This is a genomic window from Roseicyclus mahoneyensis (assembly GCF_003148775.1).
In the GTDB taxonomy this organism is placed as follows: Bacteria; Pseudomonadota; Alphaproteobacteria; order Rhodobacterales; family Rhodobacteraceae; genus Roseicyclus; species Roseicyclus mahoneyensis.
Genome location: NZ_QGGW01000014.1, coordinates 12,160 through 33,031 on the forward strand (window position 1 = coordinate 12,160; position 20,872 = coordinate 33,031).

Consider the following 20,872-nt stretch of genomic DNA (forward strand, 5'->3'; position numbering starts at 1 on the left):
GACCGATGACCGAAGCCTACATCTACGACGCGATCCGCACCCCGCGCGGCAAGGGCCGCAAGGACGGCGCGCTGCACGAGGTGACGGCGGCGCGGCTGTCGGCGGTGACGCTCAACGCGCTCAAGGACCGCAACAACCTCGGCGGTCATGCGGTCGAGGATGTGATCTGGGGCAATGTCACGCAAGTGATGGAACAGGGCGGTTGCCTAGCGCGCACCGCCGTGCTGGCCTCCGAGCTTGACCAGCGCATTCCCGGCCTTGCGATCAACCGTTTCTGCGCCAGCGGCATGGAGGCGGTGAACCTCGCCGCCAACCAGGTCAGGGGCGGCGCAGGCGCGGCCTATATCGCGGGTGGGGTCGAGATGATGGGCCGTGTCGCCATGGGCAGCGACGGGGCGGCCATCGCCGTCGATCCCTCCATCGCGATGGAGACCTATTTCGTGCCGCAGGGCATTTCGGCCGACATCATTGCCACCGAATTCGGCTTCTCGCGCGATGATGCCGATGCGCTGGCCGTCGAGAGCCAGAAACGCGCCGCCCTCGCGTGGGAGGAGGGGCGGTTCGCCAAATCGGTCATCCCGGTCCGGGACATCAATGGCCTCACCATCCTCGACCGCGATGAATACATGCGCCCGGGCACCGACATGCAGAGCCTTGGCGCCCTCAAGCCCGCCTTCAAGGAGATGGGCGAGATGATGCCCGGCTTCGACCAGATCGCGCTGATGAAATACCCCCATCTGGAACGGATCGAGCATATCCATCACGCCGGGAATTCTTCGGGCATCGTGGACGGTGCGGCGGCGCTGTTGATCGGCAATGCGGAGTTCGGGCAACGCCATGGCCTGACGCCGCGGGCACGCATCCGCGCCACGGCCAAGATCGGCACCGACCCGACCATCATGCTGACCGGCCCGGTGCCCGCGACCGAAAAGATCCTGCGCGAAAGCGGCATGGCGATTGCCGACATCGACCTGTTCGAGGTGAACGAGGCGTTTTCGTCCGTGGTGCTGCGTTTCATGCAGGCCTTCGACGTCGATCACGACCGGGTCAACGTGAACGGTGGCGCCATCGCGATGGGCCATCCCTTGGGGGCAACAGGGGCGATGATCATCGGCACATTGCTCGACGAGTTGGAGCGCACTGGAAAAGGCACCGGCCTTGCGACACTGTGTGTGGCAAGCGGCATGGGGGCCGCAACCATCATCGAGAGGCTCTGATGTCCGAGGCCAAGCGCATCTACCAAGCCAACCTTGATGCCGTTTCGGCCGCGGTCGTCGCAGGCGACTTCACCAAGATCCGCCAGCACATCGCCATCCCCAACATGATGTCCACGACCGACAGCGAGATCGTGATGGCCAGCGTCGAGGAATTCGACATTGTGATGATGGATTTCCGGTCCGAACTGCTGGCGCGCGGCATGGTCGACTACCGCCGCACCTGTCTCGAGGCGCATTTCGTGGCCGGCCAATCCGACATGGTGGCCGGTCGTCACCGGACAGAAGTGATCTTGCGCAATGGCGCCACCCTGCCCCCCTACGAGAACCATTCCGTGATCATGCGGATCGACGACCGCTGGATGGGCATCTGGCTGCAGGCGATCATGGACAATACCGAACTGCAACTGCTCAGCCCGGACATCGCCGCAGCGCAGGCCGAGGCGCGGCGCATGCTGGACCGGACGGGCCACCGCACCGCCTGATCCCCAAAGACCCCACGGGAGGAACCCGAGACTATGACCGATTTCACCATGGACACGGACGCCGACGGCGTCGCCGTCATCACCTGGGACGTTCCGGGCAAGTCGATGAACGTGCTCCGCCGCGAGGCCGTGGACGTGCTCGAGGCCTTGATCGACAACGCGCTGGCTGATCCGGCAGTCAAGGGCATCGTCATCACCAGCGGCAAGGACAGCTTTGCGGGCGGCATGGATCTGAACGTGCTGGCGCGCATCCGCGACGAGGCGGGCGAAGACCCCGCGCCCGCGCTGTTCGAGTTCACGATGAATGCGCACCGTTTCATGCGCAAGATCGAGCGCGCGGGGATGGACCCCAAGACCAACAAGGGCGGAAAGCCGGTGGCCTGCGCCATTCCCGGCACCTGCGCGGGCATCGGCACCGAAATCGCCCTTTGCACCCATCGCCGCTTCATGGCCGACAATCCCAAGGCGCGCATCGGTCTGCCAGAGATCCTTGTCGGCCTGTTTCCCGGCGCGGGCGGCACCACGCGCTATTCCCGCATGGTCGGCGCGATGCAGGCCGCCCCCGTGCTGCTCGAAGGCAAGATGCTGGACCCCAAGGGCGCGAAATCGGCGCAGTTGATCGACGAGGTGGTGCCCCACGGGCAGCTGCTGGCGCGCGCGAAGGAGTGGGTTTTGGGTGCAAGCGACGCCGATATCGTAAAGCCGTGGGACCAGAAGGGCTGGAAGATGCCGGGCGGTGCGCCCTATCACCCGGCGGGCTTCATGACCTTCGTGGGCGCCAGCGCGATGATCAACGGCAAGACCAAGGGCGTCTATCCGGCGGCCAAGGCGCTTTTGTCGGCGGTCTACGAGGGGGCGCTGGTGGATTTCGACACCGCGCTCAGGATCGAGGCGCGCTGGTTCGTTTCGGTGCTGCTGAACCCGTCCTCTTCGGCGATGATCCGGTCGTTGTTCCTGAACAAGGAAGCGCTTGAGAAAGGCGCGAACCGGCCCGCCGTGGCGGATCAGACGGTGCGAAAACTGGGCATCCTGGGCGCGGGCATGATGGGCGCCGGTATCGGTTACGTGGCGGCCAATGCGGGCATCGAGGTGGTGCTGATCGACGCGGCGCAGGACGCGGCCGACCGGGGGAAAGCCCATGCCGAGGGCATCCTCGACAAGGGGATCAAGCGCGGCCGCGTCACGGCCGAGAAGAAGGCCGAGGTGCTGGGCCGGATCACCGCGACGACCGATTACGACGCGCTCAAGGGCTGCGATCTGATCGTGGAGGCCGTGTTCGAGGATGTCGGCGTCAAGGCCGAGGTGACCAAGAAGGTGCTGGCCGTCGTCGGCCCCGACTGCATCTTTGCCACCAACACCTCGACCCTGCCGATCACGGAACTGGCCAAGGCCAGCGACAAGCCGGACCAGTTCATCGGCATCCATTTCTTCAGCCCCGTCGACAAGATGGCGCTGGTGGAGATCATCAAGGGCGCGAAAACCGGCGATGTGGCGGTGGCCAAGGCGCTCGATTTCGTGCGCCAGATCCGCAAGACCCCCATCGTGGTCAACGACGCGCGGTTTTTCTACGCCAACCGCTGCATCATCCCCTATATCAACGAGGGCATCCGCATGGTGGCCGAAGGGGTCGCGCCTGCGCTGATCGAAAATGCCGCGAAACTGGTGGGCATGCCGCTTGGGCCCCTGCAACTGACCGACGAGACCTCGCTTGATCTGGGCGCCAAGATCGCCAAGGCCACCAAGGCCGCGATGGGCGCCGCCTATGACGACACGGTCGACCCGGTGATCTTCGGTATGGTGGAGGCGGGGCGGCTGGGCCGCAAGGCGAACGCCGGGTTCTATGCCTATGACGAGAAAGGCCAAAGGCTGGGCCTGTGGGACGGGCTCGCGGCGCACTACCCGGTGGCGGGCGAGCAGCCCGACCTGACCGCGGTGCAGCATCGGTTGCTGTTCGCGCAGGTGCTGGAGGCCGTGCGCGCGCTCGAGGATGGCGTTCTGACCGACATCCGCGAAGGCGATGTGGGGGCCATTCTGGGCTGGGGCTTTGCGCCGTGGTCGGGCGGGCCGTTCTCGTGGCTCGACATCCTTGGCACGCCTTATGCCGCCGAACGCTGTGACCAGTTGCAGGCCGCCTATGGCGACCGCTTCGCCTGCCCCGCGCTGCTGCGCGAGATGGCGGACAAGGGCCAGAGCTTTTACGGGCGGTTCGGGACGGGTGTGGATAGCAAGGCGGCCTGAGCCGGAAAGGTCGGAAAACGCGCGTTTTCCGACTCGAAGAACCCAGCGCCTTTTCGGCGCCCTTTCGAAAGAGGGACGGCTAAATCACCCGGCAGGCCGCCAAGGCCTCCTCATCTGGCGACAGGCCCAAGCCCGGCGCGTCGGACGCCACCAGCATTCCGCCCGCCATCTCGGGCGGACTCCCCATCAAGAGCCGTGCGATACGGCCCTGCGCGCGGTGCAGTTCGACCGCGCCCATGGTCATCGCGCCGCACATCCAGTGCAGGTTGACCAGATCCCAGCCCCCCGCGGGCGACACGGCGCAACCCGCGGCCTCTGCCGCCCGCGCTGCATCTACGGCCGCGGTGATGCCGCCTGCAAAGACCGCATTGGGTTGGATCACCGCCACGCCCGCACCTGCAAGCAGGTCGAACCGCTCGGCGCTCTGTTCCATCTGGCCTGCGCCCAAGGGCACGATCCGCTCGGCCGCCAAAGCCGCCAGCGCATGGCGGTCATTGCCGCGCACCGGTTCCTCCAGAAAGGCGAGGTTCAGATCGGCCGCGCCGCGCGCAAAGGCCATCGCGCTGTCCAAATCCCATCCGCAATTAGCATCCGCGATCAGCGCGGCACCATCCCCGATGGCTGCCCGCACGGCGGCGACACGCGCCACATCCTCGGCCACGCTGCGGCCCTTGGCGGCGACCAGCACCTTGACCCCGTGGGCCCCGCCCGCGATTTCGTCCGCGCAGGCCGCGACCAGCGCATCGAGGTCCAGCGCGGGAAAGCCGCAGGTCACATCGACCGGCGCCGAGGGCCGCGCAGCGCCCAGAAGGGCAGCCACGCTTTTGCCCGCCCGCTTGCCTGCAAGGTCCCAGAGCGCGACATCCAGCGCCGACAGCGCCGAGACGACGACGCCGGTCATGGCGCGCGGGTTCAGCTTGCGGGAAAGATCGGGCATAGGGCCGGGCCCCGACAGCGCATCCGCCACCGCGCCATTGAGCAGATGCGCCACCTCGGCCGCGCAGAAGCGCCCGGTAAAGCCGTCGCCTGTCACGCCATCGGCATCGGTGACCTGCACCCGGACAAAGGTGAAACTGTCCTCGCCCGCATAAGGCGCGGGATCGCCCGGCGCTGCCCCCGCTTTGTGCACGGCGGCTGCCACGCGCAACGGCCCGTCGATCTGGATCATGCTGTCCCCCCCTGTTTGTCCCGGCGCGACCCTAATCGCCTTTAGCGTCAACGGAAAGTCATGCCGCGCAGGCCCCGAGGCCTGCCCCCCTTTCCTTTTCTTGCGCGACAGGCGATGTGTTGGCTCAGATTCTTGCGCTGCAATCGGAGGTTCTGACATGGGCTGGATGAAGGACGAGACCGGGCTGGAAAAGCGCGCCGCGAACCATGTGGCGCTGACCCCGCTCAGCCATCTGATCCGGGCGAGCCGCATCTTCACCGACCGCCCCGCGTTGGTCGACCGCGGGTATCGCGCCACCTATGGCGAGTTGCATGCGCGCACGACGCGACTTGCCTCGGCCTTGGCCAAACGCGGCGTGAATCCCGGCGATGTGGTCGCCGCCGTCATGCCCAACACCGCCCCGCACGTCGAGGCGCATTGGGGCGTGCCCGCCTGCGGCGCGGTGCTCAATTCCATCAACATCCGGCTCGATATCGGCACGATTTCCTACATCCTCGACCATGGCGAGGCCAAGGTGGTGCTGGTCGACACCCAGTTCCTCGGCGTGGTCGAGGAGGCGATCCACGCGCAAGAGAGCGAGGATTTGCCTTTGATCGTGGAGGTTCCCGACGAGGCGGCGGGCTATCACGCCTCGGGCCGGCATCTGACCTATGGCGGGCTGCTGGCCGAAGGCGATCCGGAGTTCGCCTGGATCATGCCCATCGACGAATGGGAAAGCCTTGCGCTCAACTACACCTCCGGCACCACCGGGCGGCCCAAGGGCGTGGTCTATCACCACCGGGGCGCGTATCTGATTACCATGGGCACGCCGATTTCGTGGCGGATGACGCTTTACCCCCGCTATCTCACCATCGTGCCGCTGTTTCACTGCAACAACTGGTGCCATGTCTGGACCATGCCCGCCGTGGGTGGCGCGACAGTCTGCTGCCGCGACATCACCGCGAAAACCATCTACGACGCCATCGCCGACGAGGGCGTGACCCATTTCGGCGGCGCGCCCATCGTGCTGAACATGCTGGTGAACGCGAAGGAGGCCGACCGCCGCGATTTCGACCACGTGGTCGAGGTCTTTACCGCAGGCGCCCCCCCTGCCCCCGCGACGCTGGCCAAGATCGAGACAATGGGGTTCAACATCACGCAGGTCTACGGGTTGACCGAGACCTATGGCCCGGCGACCGAATGCACCTTCAAGGATGGCGACTGGGACCATCTGCAGGGCGATGACCGCGCGGACGTCAAGGCGCGCCAAGGCGTGCCGATGCCCAACATGGACCACATCACCGTGATGGAGCCCGAGACCATGACCCAGATCCCGATGGATGGCGCGGCTCTGGGTGAGATCATGATGCGCGGCAATTCGGTGATGAAGGGCTATTACAAGAACCCGCGCGCCACCAACGAGGCGTTTGCCGGCGGCTATTTCCACACCGGCGACATCGCCAAGCAACATCCCGACACCTATGTCCAGATCGCGGACCGCGCCAAGGACATCATCATCTCGGGCGGCGAGAATGTCAGTTCGGTCGAGGTGGAGGGCGTGCTGATGCATCACCCCGCCGTGCTGCTGTCGGCGGTGGTGGCGAAACCGGACGAGAAATGGGGCGAGGTGCCTTGCGCCTTCGTCGAACTGAAAGAGGGAGCGGCGGCCACAGAGGAGGAGATCATCGCCTTCGTCCGCCAGCGGCTGGCCGGCTTCAAGACGCCCAAGCATGTCGTGTTTCAGGAATTGCCCAAGACATCGACCGGAAAGATCCAGAAATTCGAGCTTCGCAAGATCGCAACCGCGCTCTGACTTTGCGCGCATGGACAGTTGAGCCGGGGATGCCCGCAGTTTATGCTCAACGCAAACAGGGTCGAGCGGCAAGCCCATGACAGTGCTGGAGCAATACAAACGGCTCGAGACCACGGGCCTCTGGCGCGAGGCGCCGGATGCACAGCGCCGCGAGGTGGTGGTCGCGCTGGGCGATGCCACGCTGATGATTTCGAACATGGCCGAGGTGGCACTGACCCATTGGTCCTTGCCCGCCATAGCGCGGCTGAACCCCGGACGCCAGCCCGCGCTCTACGCGCCCGGCGCAGACACCGAGGAACGGCTGGAGATCGAAGACCCCGACATGATCGCCGCCATCGAGATGGTGCGCAGCGCGATCGAGAAACGCAGACCCCATCCCGGGCGGTTGCGGCTATGGGTCGGGACGGGCATGGGCGCCGTGCTGCTGGGCTTGGGCATCTTCTGGCTGCCCGATGCCCTGACCCGGCAGACCGTGGCGCTGTTGCCGCCCGCCAGCCGCGAGGCCATCGGCAACCGGATGCTGCAGGAAATCGGGCGGCTGGCCGGCCCGATCTGCACCAACCCGCGCGGGTCGGTCGCGCTTGGGCGGCTGTCACGGCGCGTCTTCGGCGAAGGGGCGCCCCCCCGGGTGGCGATGTTGCCCGCGTCGATCCCCGATACTCTGGCCTTGCCCGGCGGCATCCTTGTGGCCAATGCCGCGCTGGTCGAGGATCATGAGACGCCCGAAGTGCTGGCAGGCTATCTGCTGGCCGAGGATGCCCGCCGGGCCGGGGCCGATCCGATGCTGGCGCTGCTGACCGACGCGGGCCTCGGCGTCACCTTCCGGCTGCTCACCACGGGCGAGATCGACAGTGCTCCACTACATGCGCATGCCGCGAGCCTGCTCTCGCGCGAGTCCCCTCGAGTGCCCGATGACATGCTGCTGGCGCGGTTCGGGGCTGCCCAGATTTCCGCACAACCCTATGCTTTCGCACAAGACATCACCGGCGAAACCGTGCTTGCGCTGATCGAGGCAAGCCGAGGAACTCCCGCCCCCTTGCTAGGGGATGCGGATTGGATCAGCCTGCAAGATATCTGCGGGCGCTGACCTCTGCCCCAGCTTCGGGCCGTCAGGGACGGATCAGCACAAGTTGCGCGGGCACGATTTCGGCCGGGCGCGAGGGCCGGGTGAACAGCGCCTGCAGGCCGCGCGGCACAGGCTCCGACGCCAGTCGGCGCGGCACCGTGTTGGTCCAAACCTGTTCCATCTGCCGCTGGCCACCGGCAAAGGCGAGGCCACGATAGGGGTTCATCCGGCCATCATCCCAAGCGGCGCGAAAGCCCGCCGGGGGATCGACCTCGTAGCGGACCACCTGCCGCAGACCGCCCGTGCCGCCCAGACTGCTTTGGTCAAGGCCGCGGGCAGCGTCGCCGGGATGCACCGCCTGCGGGCCACAGCGCACATTGGGGCCGCTGAAATACGCCTGCACATCGGCGGGCAGGTTCGGGCAGGCCCCGGTTGCGGCGGGTGCCGCGGGTTGCGGCATCGGCCGGGGCGTGGTGGCGACGGGGCGCGGCGTTGTGGCGACGGCGCGCGGGACCACGGGCGCGGCAGGCGCGGCCGCGACGGGAGTGCTGGCCATGGGTGCGGGGCGCGCGGGCGCCGCGACAACAGGAGCGGGCGCGGGCGCAGGTGCTGCGGCGACCCCGGTCGGCGTCTGGCCACAGACCTGCCGACGGTTGCCGTCGACGCGCGGCACCCATTCGACGTTGGCCCCCACGCCCACCCGCACAAAAGCGCAGCCGCGGCTGTCGACGTATTGTGTCCCGGTGTAGCTGAGGGGCGGGGTTTCCGCCGGCACCGCTTGGGCGGCCGTCATGATCGGCGCAGAAAATACGGTGGCAGCCGCTATCCCCACGACCCCAAGGATTCGTGTCAGTCTCATGCAAACCCCCACGTTTGCGTTTGCCCGAGACTGGCCGAAGCGGATCGACAAGTAAAGCGGAAGAAAGGGTTATTTTGTGCCGAACATGCGGTCACCCGCATCCCCTAGTCCCGGCACGATGTAGCCATGATCGTTCAGATGGCTGTCCAGCGCGGCCGTGACGATGGGCACATCGGGGTGCGCGGCCTTCATCCGGGCCACGCCTTCGGGGGCGGCGAGCAGGCACAGGAAGCGGATGTTGTTGGCGCCCGCCTTTTTCAGAAGGTCAACGGCGGCGGCGGACGAATTGCCGGTCGCCAGCATCGGGTCGACCACGATGGTCAGCCGATCGTGAAGCGCGTCAGGCACCTTGAAGTAGTATTGCACCGGCTGCAGCGTCTCGGGGTCACGATACAACCCGATAAAGCCCACCCGCGCATTGGGGATCAGCTCAAGGATGCCGTCGAGCAACCCGTTGCCTGCCCGCAAGATCGACACCAGTGCCAGTTTCTTGCCCTCGATCGTGGGGGCATCCATCTCGCACAGCGGCGTCTCGATCCGCTTGGTGGTCATCGGCATCTCGCGCGTGACCTCATAGGCGAGCAGCAGGCTGATCTCGCGCAGAAGCTGTCGAAAGGATTTGGTCGAGGTGTCGGCTTCCCGCATCAGCGACAGCTTGTGTTGCACCAAAGGGTGCTCGACGATGGTCAGGTGCTCGGTCATGCGGTGCTGTCCCCCAGTCTTTTGGCGATCTTGTCTTTCGTGGCCGCGTCGCAGAACGCGGCATCCAGTGCGGTGCGGTTGATCTCGGCGAAAACCTCCTCGTCCCAGCCGAAATGCCGGTTCAGGTTCTCGTAATCCGAGGTCATGGTGATGCCGAAGAACGGCGGGTCGTCGGTCGAGACGGTTACCTTCACGCCCCGTGCCCGCAGTTTTTCAATGGGGTGGCTGCGCCAGTCCTTGTAGACGCCCAGAAACACGTTTGAGCCGGGGCAGCATTCCAGAACAATGCCATCCTCGGCCAGCCGGTCGACCAGCGCGGGGTCGTCGATCGCCTGAACCCCGTGCCCGATCCGTTCGGGGTTGAGCGCGTCGAGCGCGTCGCGCACCGACGCCGCCCCGCCCCATTCGCCCGCGTGGACCGTGATGCGCAGCCCGGCCTCGCGCGCGCAGTCAAAGGCCCAGCGGAAATCGGAGGGCTTGCCCTTCAACTCGTCGCCCGCCATGCCAAAGCCGGTCAGCCAGTCGCCCGCCGTGTCGGCCGCGCATTCCGCGATGGGGCGCGACCGCTCGGGGCCGAAATGGCGGATGCAGGTGACGATACCGCGCAGCGTGATGCCGTGGCTGCGTTCCGCCGCCTCGGCTGCCTCGCGGATGGCGGTCAGGTAGTCGCGCCATGCGCCGACATCGCCGCCGCCGCAGAAATCGGGGCTGAGAAAGGTTTCGGCGTAGACCACACCATGGGTCGCCGATTGCTCCAGCACGGCGGTGGTGAGCCGGGCGTAATCCTCGGGGGTGGTCAGCACGCCGGTGGCGGCCTCGTAGACCTGAAGGAAATGCCAGAAATCGCGGTAGGTATAGCCGCCGTCCTCTCGGAAGATGCCCGAGATATCGACGTTTTTCTCGCGCGCCAGCCCACGGATGAAGGCAGGCGGCGCGCCGCCTTCGAGGTGGAGGTGCAACTCGATCTTGGGAAGATCCCTCATCTCACGCTCCGATGGCCCAGCCGATGAAGGCGATGATGAGCCCGAAGGTGACCGCCCCGCGCCACGGTGTGCGCGGGCGTCCGATGAAGGGGCCGATATAGCGCGTGGCCAGGGTGACGACGACGAAGGTCATCACGAAATAGATCAGTTCAGAGGCTGACATCATCCCTCATGAGAAAACTGCGGCCCGGCCCGTCGATCGCCAACCCCAGATGCGCGGCGACGGACGCGCCGACATCAGAAAAGGCGCGGATGCCGATCTGCCCGGAATAGGGCCCGGTTGCAACCACCGGCACCCGTTCGCGGGTGTGGTCGGTGCCGGGCCATGTGGGATCGTTGCCGTGGTCGGCGGTCAGGATCATCAGATCGTCGGGGCGCAGCGCGGACAGGACAGGGCCAAGCGCCGCGTCGAACCATTCGAGGTGGCGCGCATAGCCCGACACGTCGCGGCGGTGGCCATAGAGGCTGTCGAACTCGACGAAATTGGCGAAGGTGAGGCTGCCATCGGCGGCATCGGCCACGCAAGTTGCCAGATGCCCCATCAGGTCGCGGTCGGCCCCGGTCAGGGTGTGATCCACGCCCCGTCCGGCGAAGATGTCGCGGATCTTGCCGATGGCGCAGGTGGCGCGGCCGGCCGCCTGCGCATGGTCCAAGAGCGTCGGACCCGGCGGGGCAAGGGCGTAATCGTGGCGGTTGAGCGTGCGGGCGTAATGCCCCGGCGTGCCGGTGAAGGGTCGCGCGATGACGCGACCGACACGGCGGGCGTGGAGCATGGGGGCGAGGCGCGCGCAGAGATCAAGCAGCCGGTCGAGGCCAAAGCTCTCCTCATGCGCAGCGACCTGAAAGACGCTGTCGATGGAGGTGTAGCAGATCGGCCAGCCGGTTTTCTCGTGCTCTTCGCCAAGACGGGCAATGATCTCGGTCCCGCTGGCGTGCTCATCGCCCAAGATGCCGCCTGTGCCCGCAAGACGCTTCACCTCGGCCACGATGTCGTCGGGGAAGCATGGCTTTGTCTTGGGAAAATAGGACCAATCGAAGGGCACGGGCAAGCCTGCCAGTTCCCAGTGCCCCGACGGCGTGTCCTTGCCGCGCGACACTTCCTCGGCCGCGCCCCAAAGGCCAACGGGGTCGGCATCCATCCCCTCGCCCCGCGCGCCGGAGGCCAGTCGCAAGGCCGCGCCAAGGCCCAATGTGTCGAGGTTCGGCAAACGCAAGGGTCCGCTCCGCCCCTCCTCCGCCTGCCCCAAAGCGCAGGCGGCGGCTATATGGCCCAGCGTGTTGGCCCCGGTGTCGGGCAGATCGCCGTTGAAATAGCTGCCCGCGTCGGGTGCGCCGCCTATGCCGAGGCTGTCCATCACGATGAGGAAGGCGCGCGGCATCAGCCGATCCGCTCATGGATCAGAGGCGGCTCGGAGGGCGCGATATCGGAGAGGGCGAAGGCCCCGCGGATCCCGGCGGCCACGGCGCGCGCAGCCTCTTCGCTGGCGGCGTGGATGCGGGCAAGCGGGCGCGAGGGGTCGACGCGCTCGCCGATCCGCGCGATGTCCGACAGGCCCACCGCAAGATCGATCCGGTCGTCTTGCCTGAGCCGCCCGCCGCCCAGACGCACGACCGCCTCGCCAAGGGCGCGGGTGTCGATCTGGCCGACGAAACCGGTTTCGCCGGGGATGACATCGATCATGACACGCGCGGCGGGCAGACGGTCGCGCCATCGGTCGATGAAATCATGCGGACCGCCCAAAGCCGCCACCATCTCGCCAAAGACATCCGCCGCCTCGCCCGAGGTCAGCGCCTCGGCAATGCGGCCCTCGCCATCGGCGGCGTCGGCGGCAAGCCCGCCCAGCGCCAGCACTTCGCCGCCCAAGGCCTGCGTCAGGCGCGCCAGCGGCGAGGCCAGATCGCCCGAGGTCAGCACCTCCATCACCTCGATCACCTCGAGCGCGTTGCCCGCCGAGGGCACGAGCGGCTGGCTCATGTCGGTGATCAGCGCCGTGGTCATGCAGCCTGCACCCTGCGCCGTTTCGACCAGCGATTGCGCCAAGGCCAGCGCGTCGCGCGGCGAGGTCATGAAGGCGCCCGAGCCGACCTTGACGTCAAGCACCAGCGCCTCAAGCCCCGCAGCCAGTTTCTTGGACAGGATCGAGGCGGTGATGAGGTCGATGGATTCTACCGTCCCCGTCACATCGCGGATGGCATAAAGCCGCTTGTCGGCGGGCGCGATATCGGCCGATGCCCCGACGATTGCGCAGCCGATGTCGGCCACGATCTCCTGCAGATCCTCGATCGAGACCTGCGTGCGGTAGCCCGGGATCGCTTCCAGCTTGTCGAGCGTACCGCCGGTGTGGCCGAGGCCCCGGCCCGAGATCATCGGGACAAACGCCCCACATGCGGCCAAGGCGGGCGCCAGCAGAAGCGAGGCGCAATCGCCCACCCCGCCCGTGGAATGTTTGTCGATGACCGGTCCGTCGAGCTGCCATGTCAGCACCTCCCCCGTCTCGCGCATCGCATTGGTCAGCATGACGCGCGCAGGTTTGCCAAGGCCCCGAGCACAGACCGCCATGGCAAAGGCGCCCGCCTGCGCATCGGTGACCTCGCCTGTGGCAAGCCCTTCGGCGAACCAGAACAGCTCCGCCTCGGTGACGGTGTCGCCGTCGCGCAGCTTGGCCAGGATCGTGCGCGCATCGCTCACGGGGCGGAGTTCTCTGCGTTGATCATGAATCCCGCGTTGAAGGCGCCCGGCAGCAATTCGGCGACGGTCATTGCCAGCGTCGCGCCCGATGTCGTGGCCATGGTCACGACCACCTCGCCTGCGGCGAATTCGGCCAGTTTCTGACGGCAGCCACCGCAAGGCGGCACCGGTGCGGGGCTGTCGGCGATCACGGCGACCTCAGCGATGCGGCGGTCGCCCGCGGCGATCATCGACGCAATCGCGCCGGCTTCCGCGCAGGTGCCTTCGGGATAGGCCACGTTCTCCACGTTGCAGCCCAGATGCACCCGACCTTCGGCCGACAAGATCGCAGCACCCACCTTGAAGCCGGAATAGGGCGCGTGGGCATTCTCGCGCACGCCGGCGGCATCTTCGATCAGCGACATGGGAGCGGTCCTTGTGCCATGGTATCGTTGGATGACAGTCTGTGACGCCCGGCGGGGCAGCGCAAGGGTGGCCCGTCAAGCCGGGGGCAGCGACAGGCCGATCCCAGCGGCGTAGTGTTCGACATGGCGCAACAGATCGTCGAGCTCGACCCGGCATGGTTTGTAAAGCGCCGCAAGATCCCCCGAGCGCCGCCGTTTCGCGGCGATGTTGAGCACCTCGACCAGCCGATAAAGGCGTTCGGCCCCCACCGCGCCGGAAAGGGCGATCAGGATATGGGTCTGCGCCCGGATCTCGGGGATGTCGCCCCGCGCGACCGCGACATCCAGTGCCGCGCGTACCGTTGACAGATCCTCGTGCAGGCGTTCGAGCAGTTCCACCGCCCCATCGGGCCCCGCCACCTCGAGCAGGGCTTCAAATCGCGCCTGATCCATCTTGCGGCCAAGACTGGCATCTCCCGCCAGCACATCCTCGGGCTCGGGAAGGCCCGCGGGGCGCCCGGCGTAGCGCAGGACCGCGCGCCCGAATTCGGCGGCCGACGAGATCGGCTTGCCGATGATCCCGTCGGCACCTGCCGCATAGATCGCCTCTCGGTTGTCGCGCAGCACATAGGCGGTCAGCGCGACCATCGGCAAGAAGGCCACCGCGTCGCTGCGCGCGCGGACGGCCTGCATCACCTCCAGCCCCGAGAGGCGCGGCATCTCGATGTCGATCAGCGCGATGTCGAAGCCTTGCCTGTCCAGCACTTCAAGGGCTGCGACCCCATCGGCGACAAAGACCGCGTCCGCGGACATCCCACCAAGGATCTGGCGCAAAATCGTCTGGTTCGTCAGGTTGTCCTCGGCCACCAGCACCCTCAGGCCGCTCAGGTCCGGGGCCGCGTCGGGGACGGAAGGGGCCGGGGCCCAGTCGAGCAATCCCTCGGGCAGATGCAACACGGCCTGCGCGCCGCCTGTGGAGGGGTTGGACAGGTGCAGGCTGCCACCGATGGCGCGCGTCAGGTCGGCCACGATCCGCAGGCCAAGCCCGCTGCCGGTGCGGCTGTCCATCGGGGCCGGTCCCGCGACAAGGTCGATCCGGTCCAGCACATCGGGCGGATACCCCGGCCCGCCATCGGCGACGGTCAGCACCAGTCCCTGCCCCTGCGCCGCGGCCAGCCGCAACGTCACCGCCCCGCCCTCGGCATGGCCCAGCGCATTCGAGATCAGGTTGCCGACGATCCGGTCGAGCGTCACCTGCGACACGCGCAAAAGCCGCGGCAGCGGATCGTGCCGGTGCAATGCAAAGCAGCCGCTCGCGGCAAAGGCTCGGCCTGACCATCGACCGTTGATCGCGGCGAGCCAGTCGGACAATGCCACGCTTGTGGCATCTTGCTGGATCAGGGTTTCCCCCGCCGCCGCCATCAGCGCGCCGTCGACAAGGGCTGCCAGCGTGTCGGCGGCGGCTTGCACCCGGTCGATCTGGATCTGCGCCTCGGGGCTGAGGCGGGACCGATCCACCAGTCTCAGCCCGCCGATCACATCGGACATGGCCGACCGGATGTCATGGCTGAACAGCTGCAGCGTCTGGTCGGGCAAACCCTTGCGCGGGCCGTCCGCGGGGGCCCGGCCGCCGGTGTCGTCCGTGGACATTGCAGGGGCCTCCGTCGATGATGCGGAAAACTATAGCCCGCGCGCTGCGCAACTCAACAGCGGGTTCCGCCCCGTCAGATCTGGCCGGACGGATAGCCGATGCGGCTCAGCGCCGCGCGGATCTCGTCGAGGATGGCGGGATCGTCGATGGTGGCGGGGGTCTTGAACTCGGCCCCATCGGCGATCTTGACCATGGTGGCGCGCAAGATCTTGCCCGAGCGCGTCTTGGGCAGGCGGTCGACCACCACGGCCAGCTTGAAGGCCGCAACCGGCCCGATGCGGTCGCGCACCAGCTTGACGCAGTCCTTCACCACTTGTTCCGGCGGGGTCTGCGCGCCCTTGTTCAGGCACAAAAAGCCCATGGGCAATTGCCCCTTGAGGCTGTCGCTGACGCCGATCACGGCACATTCGGCCACGTCGGGGTGGCTGGCCAGAACCTCCTCCATCCCGCCCGTCGACAGACGGTGGCCCGCGACGTTGATGACGTCATCGGTGCGCGCCATGATGTAGAGATATCCATCCTCGTCGATCAGGCCCGCGTCGCCGGTTTCGTAATAGCCCGGGAAATGGGTGAGGTAGGCCTTGTGGAACCTTTCTTCGGCGTTCCACAGCGTTGGCAGGGTGCCGGGCGGCAAGGGCAGCTTGACCGCAATGGCACCAAGCGTGCCGGGCGGCAGCGGGTGGCCGCCTTCGTCCAGAACCTGCACATCGTAGCCGGGCATCGGCACCGAGGGGCTGCCGATCTTGACCGGCAGCTTTTCGATCCCCATCGGGTTGCCCGCGATGCACCAGCCGGTTTCCGTCTGCCACCAATGATCGATCACCGGCACGCCCAGCCGGTCCATCGCCCATTGGATCGTGTCGGGATCGGCGCGTTCACCGGCCAGAAACAGCGTCTCGAGGCTGGAGAGGTCGTAATCCGCGATCAACTCGCCCAAGGGATCGTCGCGCTTGATGGCGCGAAAGGCGGTGGGCGCGGTGAACAGGCACTTGACCTTGTGATCCTGAATGACGCGCCAGAAGGTTCCGGCATCGGGCGTGCCCACGGGCTTGCCCTCGAAGACGATGGTGGTGCAGCCGAAGGTCAGGGGCCCGTAGCAGATGTAGGAATGGCCCACGACCCAGCCCACGTCCGAGGCGGCCCAGAACACCTCGCCGGGGTTCATGTCGTAGAGGTTGCGCATCGACCAATTGAGCGCGACCAGATGGCCTGCGGTATGGCGCACCACGCCCTTGGGCTGGCCCGTGGTGCCCGAAGTATAGAGGATATAGGCCGGGTGGTTGCCCGCGACGGGCACGCAATCAGCGGGTTCGACGCCATATTGAAAGGCGTGCCAGTCGTGATCGCGCCCCTCCTCCAGATGCGCGACCTCCTGTTCGCGCTGGAAGATCACGCAAAACTCGGGCTGGTGTTTGGCCAAGGCCAAGGCCCCGTCGAGCAGCGGCTTGTAATGCACGACGCGGCCCGGCTCGATCCCGCAAGAGGCCGCGATGATGCATTTGGGCGTGCAATCGTCGATCCTGACGGCCAGTTCATTGGCCGCAAAACCGCCGAACACGACCGAATGCACCGCGCCCAGCCGTGCGCAGGCCAGCATCGCCTCCAGCGCTTCGGGGACCATGGGCATGTAGATGATAACCCGGTCGCCCTTTTCGACGCCCTTGGCGCGCAGCGCGCCTGCCAGCGAGGCGACACGCTTTTGCAGTTCGGCATAGGTGATCTTGTGCACGGTGCCGGTCAGCGGGCTGTCGTGGATGATCGCCAGCCGGTCGCCATGGCCTGCCGCCACATGGCGGTCGACGGCGTTCCAGCAAGTGTTGAGCGTGCCATCGGCGAACCACTCGTAAAGCGGCGCATGATCGTCGAACAGCGCCTTGGACGGGCCGGTGAACCAGTCGATCCCCTCGGCCGCCTCCATCCAGAAGGTGTCGGGATCGGCTTTCGCGCGTGCTTGGACCTCGGCATACCGCATGGGCTCTCCTCCTGGCTTGTATGCGACTGTCTACCGAACAGGGTGCCGTAAAGGCAATTCGGCGATAGTGCCGCATGGGGGCGCTAACGGCCTGCGACAGCCTGCCCTTTGCTGCAGTGCAGCATCGCCCTATGTGACAGCTGTAAAAAGGAGAATTGCCATGACCCTAGCCCAAGACATTCCTTCCACGGCCGCCCGCCCCCGCTACATCACCCGTCACGTCACGTACCGCCTGCCGATCATCGGCCGCATGGCGCGCGAGGTGGTCGAAGGGCCCGTCGACAACGCCTTTGCCGCGATCATCGGCGGCGTCTCGGCGGTGGCCATCGCCGTGGTGATATGGGGCTACCCGGCCCTCATCTTTTCCGCCTTGCTGGCCACGGTGCTCATGCTGGTGACCCTGATCCGGATCACGCTGGGGTGACGGCTCAGCCGTAGGTGCTGACGGGCGTGCCCGCCAAGGCAGAGATGTTGAGCAATCCGCGCGCCGTGATGGACGGCGTCACGATATGGGCGCGGTTGCCCATGCCCATCAGGATCGGCCCGACCTCAAGCCCGTTGGCGCGCACTTTCAGCATGTTGCGCGCCGCACCCGCCGCGTCGGTCGAGGCGAAGACAAGGGCGTTTGCCGGCCCTTCCATACGGCTGCCGGGCAACAGACGCGCCCGCAATTCGGCATCGAGCGCGGTATCGACATGCATCTCGCCCTCATAGGTGAAATCGAGGCCCATGCCGTCCAGCAGGTCCAGCGCCGCGCGCATCCGCCGCCCGCTATCGGTGTCGAGATTGCCGAACTGACTGCCCGAACACAGCGCCACCTTGGGGTCGATGCCGAAGCGGCGGATATGGCGCGCGCAGCCGCGCACGGTTTCGGCGATCTGTTCGGGGGTCGGTTCGGGGTGCACCTGCGTGTCGGCGATGAACAACGGGCCATCATCCGAGATCATCAGCGACAAGGCACCGACCGGGTGCAGACCATCCGCGCCCAACACCTGCGTGATGTAGTTCAGATGCCACAGATACTGACCGAAGGTGCCGCAAATCAGCGATTCCGCCTCGCCGCGTTGAACCATCACGGCGCCGATGGCGGTGGTGTTGGTGCGCATGATCGCGCGCGCCAGATCAGGCGTCACGCCACGCCGCGCCATGATGGCGTGGTAGGTCTGCCAGTAGTCTCGGTAGCGCGGGTCGTTTTCGGGGTTCACCAGATCGAAATCGGTGCCGGGGCGCAGCGTCAGGCCCGCGCGCTCGATCCGTGTCTCGATCACCTCGGGACGGCCGATCAGGATCGGTTTGTCGGTGGTTTCCTCGGTCATCGCCTGAGCGGCGCGCAGCACGCGTTCATCTTCGCCCTCGGCAAAGACGATGCGCCGCTCGGAGGTACGCGCGGCCTCGAACACCGGGCGCATAATGAGGGCGGAACGGAACACCGACTGGTTCAGCCGGTCGCGGTAGGCATCGAGATCGTCCAGCGGGCGGGTCGCCACGCCCGAGTCCATCGCGGCCTTGGCGACGGCGCTGGCCACCACGCCGATCAGGCGGCGGTCGAAGGGTTTGGGGATCAGGTAATCGGGGCCGAAGGTCATATGCTCACCGGCATAGGCGGCGGCGGCCTCGGCGCTGGTGGTGGCGCGCGCCAGCGCCGCGATGCCCTCGATGCAGGCGATCTGCATGGCGTCGTTGATTTCCGTGGCCCCCACATCCAGCGCGCCGCGGAAGATGAAGGGGAAGCACAGCACGTTGTTGACCTGATTGGGGTAATCGCTGCGCCCCGTGGCGATGATCGCATCGGGGGCGACGGAGCGCACGGCATCGGGTTCGATTTCCGGCGAGGGGTTGGCCAGCGCAAAGATGATGGGACGGGGCGCCATGCGGGCCACCATCGCAGGCGTCAGCACCCCGGGGCCTGAGAGGCCAAGGAACAGATCCGCCCCGTCGATCACATCCGTCAGCGTGCGCGCATCAGTCTTTTGCGCATAGGCGGCCTTTTGCGGGTTCATGTCGATCTCGCGGCCCTCGTGGACAAGGCCATGGATGTCGCAAAGCCAGATGTTCTCGCGCTGCACGCCCAGTTTGAGCAGCATGTTGAGGCACGCGATGCCCGCCGCCCCGCCGCCCGTCGAGACGATCTTGATGTCCTCGAACCGTTTGCCGGTGACGCGCAGCGCATTGGTGGCCGCCGCCCCCACGACGATCGCCGTGCCATGCTGGTCATCGTGGAAAACGGGGATGTTCATCCGCTCGCGGCACAATTGTTCAACGATAAAACAATCCGGCGCCTTGATGTCTTCGAGGTTGATGGCACCAAAGGTCGGTTCCAGCGCGCAGACGATATCGGCCAGCTTGTAGGGGTCGGGTTCGTTCAACTCGATGTCGAAACAGTCGATGTTGGCGAAGGTCTTGAACAAGACCGCCTTGCCCTCCATCACCGGCTTGGACGCCAGCGCCCCGATGTTGCCAAGCCCCAGAACGGCAGTACCGTTGGTCACCACTGCGACAAGGTTTCCGCGCGTGGTGTAGCGCGCGGCATTGGCCGGGTCCGCCTTGATTTCAAGGCAGGCCTCGGCGACTCCGGGGGAATAGGCACGTGCAAGATCACGCCCGTTCGCCAGCGGCTTGGTGGCCCGTATCTCGAGCTTACCGGGCTTGGGGTACTCGTGATAAAACAACGCGGCGGCGCGCAACCCGTCTTGCTTGTCCTCGGCCATCGCACCCTCTCCGGCTGGTTTTGTTTAACGTTAAACAGTTTTTCTCACGCCGTCAAAACGCGGCGCATCGCCGCGTGGCTCAGGTGAACTGCTCGCGCAAAAGACGCTCTTCCAGACCGTGGCCGGGATCGAAAAGGATGCGGTGGGATACCGCGGGCTCCGACCGGATCTCGACCGAGACGACATTGCCCACCGACCGGCTGTCGGCATCGGCCATCACCGGTCGCTTGCCGGCCTCGCCCACCTCGATGCGGACCACGGCGGATTTGGGCAGCAGCGCACCGCGCCAGCGCCGGGGCCGGAAGGCCGCCACCGCCGTCACCGCCAGCACATCGGCGTCAATCGGCAGGATCGGACCGTGGGCGGAATAGTTATAGGCGGTCGACCCCGCCGGTGTGCAGACCAGCGCCCCATCGCAGATCAACTCCTCCATCCGCATGCGCCCGTCGACATGGATCTTGAGCTTGGCCGCCTGCGGACCCGCGCGCAGCAAGCTGACCTCGTTGATCGCAAGCGCCTCGACCACCTCGCCCGAGACCGTCTGCGCCGTCATGTGCAGCGGGTTGATCACCGCCTCCTCTGCGGCTTCCAGCCGGGCGATCAGCCCGTCTTCTTGATAGGCGTTCATCAAGAAACCGACGGTGCCCCGGTTCATGCCGTAGACCGGCGCGCCCAAGGCCTGCGTGGCATGCAGCGTCTGGAGCATGAAGCCGTCACCGCCCAGCGCCACGATCACATCGGCATCCGCCGGTTCATGGGCGCCATAGCGCGCCTCCAGCCGCGTCTTGGCCTCCTGCGAGAGGGCAGTATCGGATGCGAGAAAGGCGATGTTGCGCGCCGCAGGCATCATGCCCCCCTTGTGACGGTCTTGGGGGCACCCTTGCGCGCGCGGATCGGAAACTCAATCCTTGATCGGCGACGCAGACATGGCTTTCCGACCCGCCCGCGCTGCTTTGCGCCCT

18 protein-coding genes are annotated in these 20,872 nt (G+C 66.6%); 6 read left to right on the top strand and 12 right to left on the bottom strand.

The window, feature by feature from the left end; translation table 11 throughout:
* Positions 1–5: 5 nt before the first annotated feature.
* From C7455_RS18450 to C7455_RS18460, 3 genes are read left to right on the top strand one after another with little or no spacing between them, the layout of a single operon-like run.
* On the top strand, positions 6–1,217 hold the full coding sequence (locus C7455_RS18450; protein WP_109670764.1) for an acetyl-CoA C-acetyltransferase: 1,212 nt from the start codon (positions 6–8) through the stop codon (positions 1,215–1,217).
* Positions 1,217–1,699 (top strand): hypothetical protein, encoded by a 483-nt coding sequence (locus C7455_RS18455; protein WP_109670766.1) that lies wholly within the window; start codon positions 1,217–1,219, stop codon positions 1,697–1,699. The genes C7455_RS18450 and C7455_RS18455 overlap by 1 nt, the downstream gene beginning before the upstream one ends.
* A 33-nt stretch (positions 1,700–1,732) precedes the next feature.
* The gene (locus tag C7455_RS18460) at positions 1,733–3,937 is read left to right on the top strand and encodes a 3-hydroxyacyl-CoA dehydrogenase NAD-binding domain-containing protein (RefSeq protein WP_109670768.1); all 2,205 of its coding nucleotides are present in this window, start codon (positions 1,733–1,735) and stop codon (positions 3,935–3,937) included.
* Between the two features lie 79 nt (positions 3,938–4,016).
* Here C7455_RS18460 and C7455_RS18465 read toward each other — a convergent pair whose 3' ends face one another.
* Positions 4,017–5,105: an enolase C-terminal domain-like protein gene (locus C7455_RS18465; RefSeq protein WP_109670770.1), complete on the bottom strand. Its 1,089-nt coding sequence runs from the start codon at positions 5,103–5,105 to the stop codon at positions 4,017–4,019.
* Between the two features lie 157 nt (positions 5,106–5,262).
* Between C7455_RS18465 and C7455_RS18470 the strand changes: the two genes are divergently transcribed.
* Both C7455_RS18470 and C7455_RS18475 read left to right on the top strand, forming a co-directional pair.
* Entirely contained in the window at positions 5,263–6,897 is a 1,635-nt protein-coding gene (locus C7455_RS18470) for an AMP-binding protein (protein ID WP_109670772.1), read from the top strand.
* Positions 6,898–6,973: 76 nt separating this feature from the next.
* Complete coding sequence (locus C7455_RS18475) at positions 6,974–7,984, top strand: hypothetical protein (protein ID WP_109670773.1); 1,011 nt, start codon at positions 6,974–6,976, stop codon at positions 7,982–7,984.
* Positions 7,985–8,006: 22 nt separating this feature from the next.
* Here the strand turns inward: C7455_RS18475 and C7455_RS18480 are convergent, their stop codons facing one another.
* From C7455_RS18480 to C7455_RS18515, 9 genes are all read right to left on the bottom strand, one after another.
* The gene (locus C7455_RS18480) at positions 8,007–8,822 is read right to left on the bottom strand and encodes a hypothetical protein (RefSeq protein ID WP_146200049.1); all 816 of its coding nucleotides are present in this window, start codon (positions 8,820–8,822) and stop codon (positions 8,007–8,009) included.
* 69 nt (positions 8,823–8,891) lie between these two features.
* On the bottom strand, positions 8,892–9,524 hold the full coding sequence (upp, locus tag C7455_RS18485) for a uracil phosphoribosyltransferase (RefSeq protein ID WP_109670777.1): 633 nt from the start codon (positions 9,522–9,524) through the stop codon (positions 8,892–8,894).
* Complete coding sequence (locus tag C7455_RS18490) at positions 9,521–10,507, bottom strand: adenosine deaminase (RefSeq protein WP_109670779.1); 987 nt, start codon at positions 10,505–10,507, stop codon at positions 9,521–9,523. Before C7455_RS18490 ends, upp begins: the two co-directional genes overlap by 4 nt.
* Before the next feature lies 1 nt (position 10,508).
* Positions 10,509–10,673 (bottom strand): hypothetical protein, encoded by a 165-nt coding sequence (locus C7455_RS20260; protein ID WP_211315520.1) that lies wholly within the window; start codon positions 10,671–10,673, stop codon positions 10,509–10,511.
* Positions 10,657–11,886, bottom strand: coding sequence for a phosphopentomutase (locus tag C7455_RS18495; protein WP_109670785.1), 1,230 nt, complete (start codon positions 11,884–11,886; stop codon positions 10,657–10,659). Before C7455_RS18495 ends, C7455_RS20260 begins: the two co-directional genes overlap by 17 nt.
* Positions 11,886–13,196: a thymidine phosphorylase gene (locus C7455_RS18500; RefSeq protein WP_109670787.1), complete on the bottom strand. Its 1,311-nt coding sequence runs from the start codon at positions 13,194–13,196 to the stop codon at positions 11,886–11,888. Before C7455_RS18500 ends, C7455_RS18495 begins: the two co-directional genes overlap by 1 nt.
* Complete coding sequence (locus C7455_RS18505) at positions 13,193–13,600, bottom strand: cytidine deaminase (protein WP_109670789.1); 408 nt, start codon at positions 13,598–13,600, stop codon at positions 13,193–13,195. Before C7455_RS18505 ends, C7455_RS18500 begins: the two co-directional genes overlap by 4 nt.
* Before the next feature lie 75 nt (positions 13,601–13,675).
* Complete coding sequence (locus C7455_RS18510) at positions 13,676–15,229, bottom strand: response regulator (protein ID WP_109670791.1); 1,554 nt, start codon at positions 15,227–15,229, stop codon at positions 13,676–13,678.
* 74 nt (positions 15,230–15,303) lie between these two features.
* Entirely contained in the window at positions 15,304–17,202 is a 1,899-nt protein-coding gene (locus tag C7455_RS18515; RefSeq protein ID WP_109670793.1) for a propionyl-CoA synthetase, read from the bottom strand.
* A gap of 160 nt (positions 17,203–17,362) precedes the next feature.
* Here C7455_RS18515 and C7455_RS18520 point away from each other — a divergent pair, with 160 nt between their 5' ends.
* The gene (locus tag C7455_RS18520) at positions 17,363–17,626 is read left to right on the top strand and encodes a hypothetical protein (protein WP_109670794.1); all 264 of its coding nucleotides are present in this window, start codon (positions 17,363–17,365) and stop codon (positions 17,624–17,626) included.
* A 4-nt stretch (positions 17,627–17,630) separates the two neighbouring features.
* Here the strand turns inward: C7455_RS18520 and C7455_RS18525 are convergent, their stop codons facing one another.
* A complete protein-coding gene (locus C7455_RS18525; protein WP_109670796.1) occupies positions 17,631–19,910 on the bottom strand; it encodes an NADP-dependent malic enzyme in 2,280 nt (759 codons plus the stop codon).
* A 79-nt stretch (positions 19,911–19,989) separates the two neighbouring features.
* Positions 19,990–20,757 carry an NAD kinase gene (locus tag C7455_RS18530; RefSeq protein ID WP_109670850.1) on the bottom strand — a complete coding sequence of 256 codons (768 nt, stop codon included), beginning with the start codon at positions 20,755–20,757 and terminating at the stop codon, positions 19,990–19,992.
* Positions 20,758–20,872: the final 115 nt, after the last annotated feature.

Bases quoted from the DNA above. Each gene is read 5' to 3' on its own strand.
- C7455_RS18460 (WP_109670768.1), top strand. From the start codon at position 1,733: ATGACCGATTTCACCATGGACACGGACGCCGACGGCGTCGCCGTCATC.
- C7455_RS18480 (WP_146200049.1), bottom strand. From the start codon at position 8,822: ATGAGACTGACACGAATCCTTGGGGTCGTGGGGATAGCGGCTGCCACC.
- C7455_RS18505 (WP_109670789.1), bottom strand. From the start codon at position 13,600: ATGTCGCTGATCGAAGATGCCGCCGGCGTGCGCGAGAATGCCCACGCG.
- C7455_RS18525 (WP_109670796.1), bottom strand. From the start codon at position 19,910: ATGGCCGAGGACAAGCAAGACGGGTTGCGCGCCGCCGCGTTGTTTTAT.
- upp (WP_109670777.1), bottom strand. From the start codon at position 9,524: ATGACCGAGCACCTGACCATCGTCGAGCACCCTTTGGTGCAACACAAG.
- C7455_RS18450 (WP_109670764.1), top strand. From the start codon at position 6: ATGACCGAAGCCTACATCTACGACGCGATCCGCACCCCGCGCGGCAAG.
- C7455_RS18455 (WP_109670766.1), top strand. From the start codon at position 1,217: ATGTCCGAGGCCAAGCGCATCTACCAAGCCAACCTTGATGCCGTTTCG.
- C7455_RS18465 (WP_109670770.1), bottom strand. From the start codon at position 5,105: ATGATCCAGATCGACGGGCCGTTGCGCGTGGCAGCCGCCGTGCACAAA.
- C7455_RS20260 (WP_211315520.1), bottom strand. From the start codon at position 10,673: ATGATGTCAGCCTCTGAACTGATCTATTTCGTGATGACCTTCGTCGTC.
- C7455_RS18475 (WP_109670773.1), top strand. From the start codon at position 6,974: ATGACAGTGCTGGAGCAATACAAACGGCTCGAGACCACGGGCCTCTGG.
- C7455_RS18520 (WP_109670794.1), top strand. From the start codon at position 17,363: ATGACCCTAGCCCAAGACATTCCTTCCACGGCCGCCCGCCCCCGCTAC.
- C7455_RS18515 (WP_109670793.1), bottom strand. From the start codon at position 17,202: ATGCGGTATGCCGAGGTCCAAGCACGCGCGAAAGCCGATCCCGACACC.
- C7455_RS18495 (WP_109670785.1), bottom strand. From the start codon at position 11,886: ATGCCGCGCGCCTTCCTCATCGTGATGGACAGCCTCGGCATAGGCGGC.
- C7455_RS18490 (WP_109670779.1), bottom strand. From the start codon at position 10,507: ATGAGGGATCTTCCCAAGATCGAGTTGCACCTCCACCTCGAAGGCGGC.
- C7455_RS18470 (WP_109670772.1), top strand. From the start codon at position 5,263: ATGGGCTGGATGAAGGACGAGACCGGGCTGGAAAAGCGCGCCGCGAAC.
- C7455_RS18530 (WP_109670850.1), bottom strand. From the start codon at position 20,757: ATGCCTGCGGCGCGCAACATCGCCTTTCTCGCATCCGATACTGCCCTC.
- C7455_RS18510 (WP_109670791.1), bottom strand. From the start codon at position 15,229: ATGTCCACGGACGACACCGGCGGCCGGGCCCCCGCGGACGGCCCGCGC.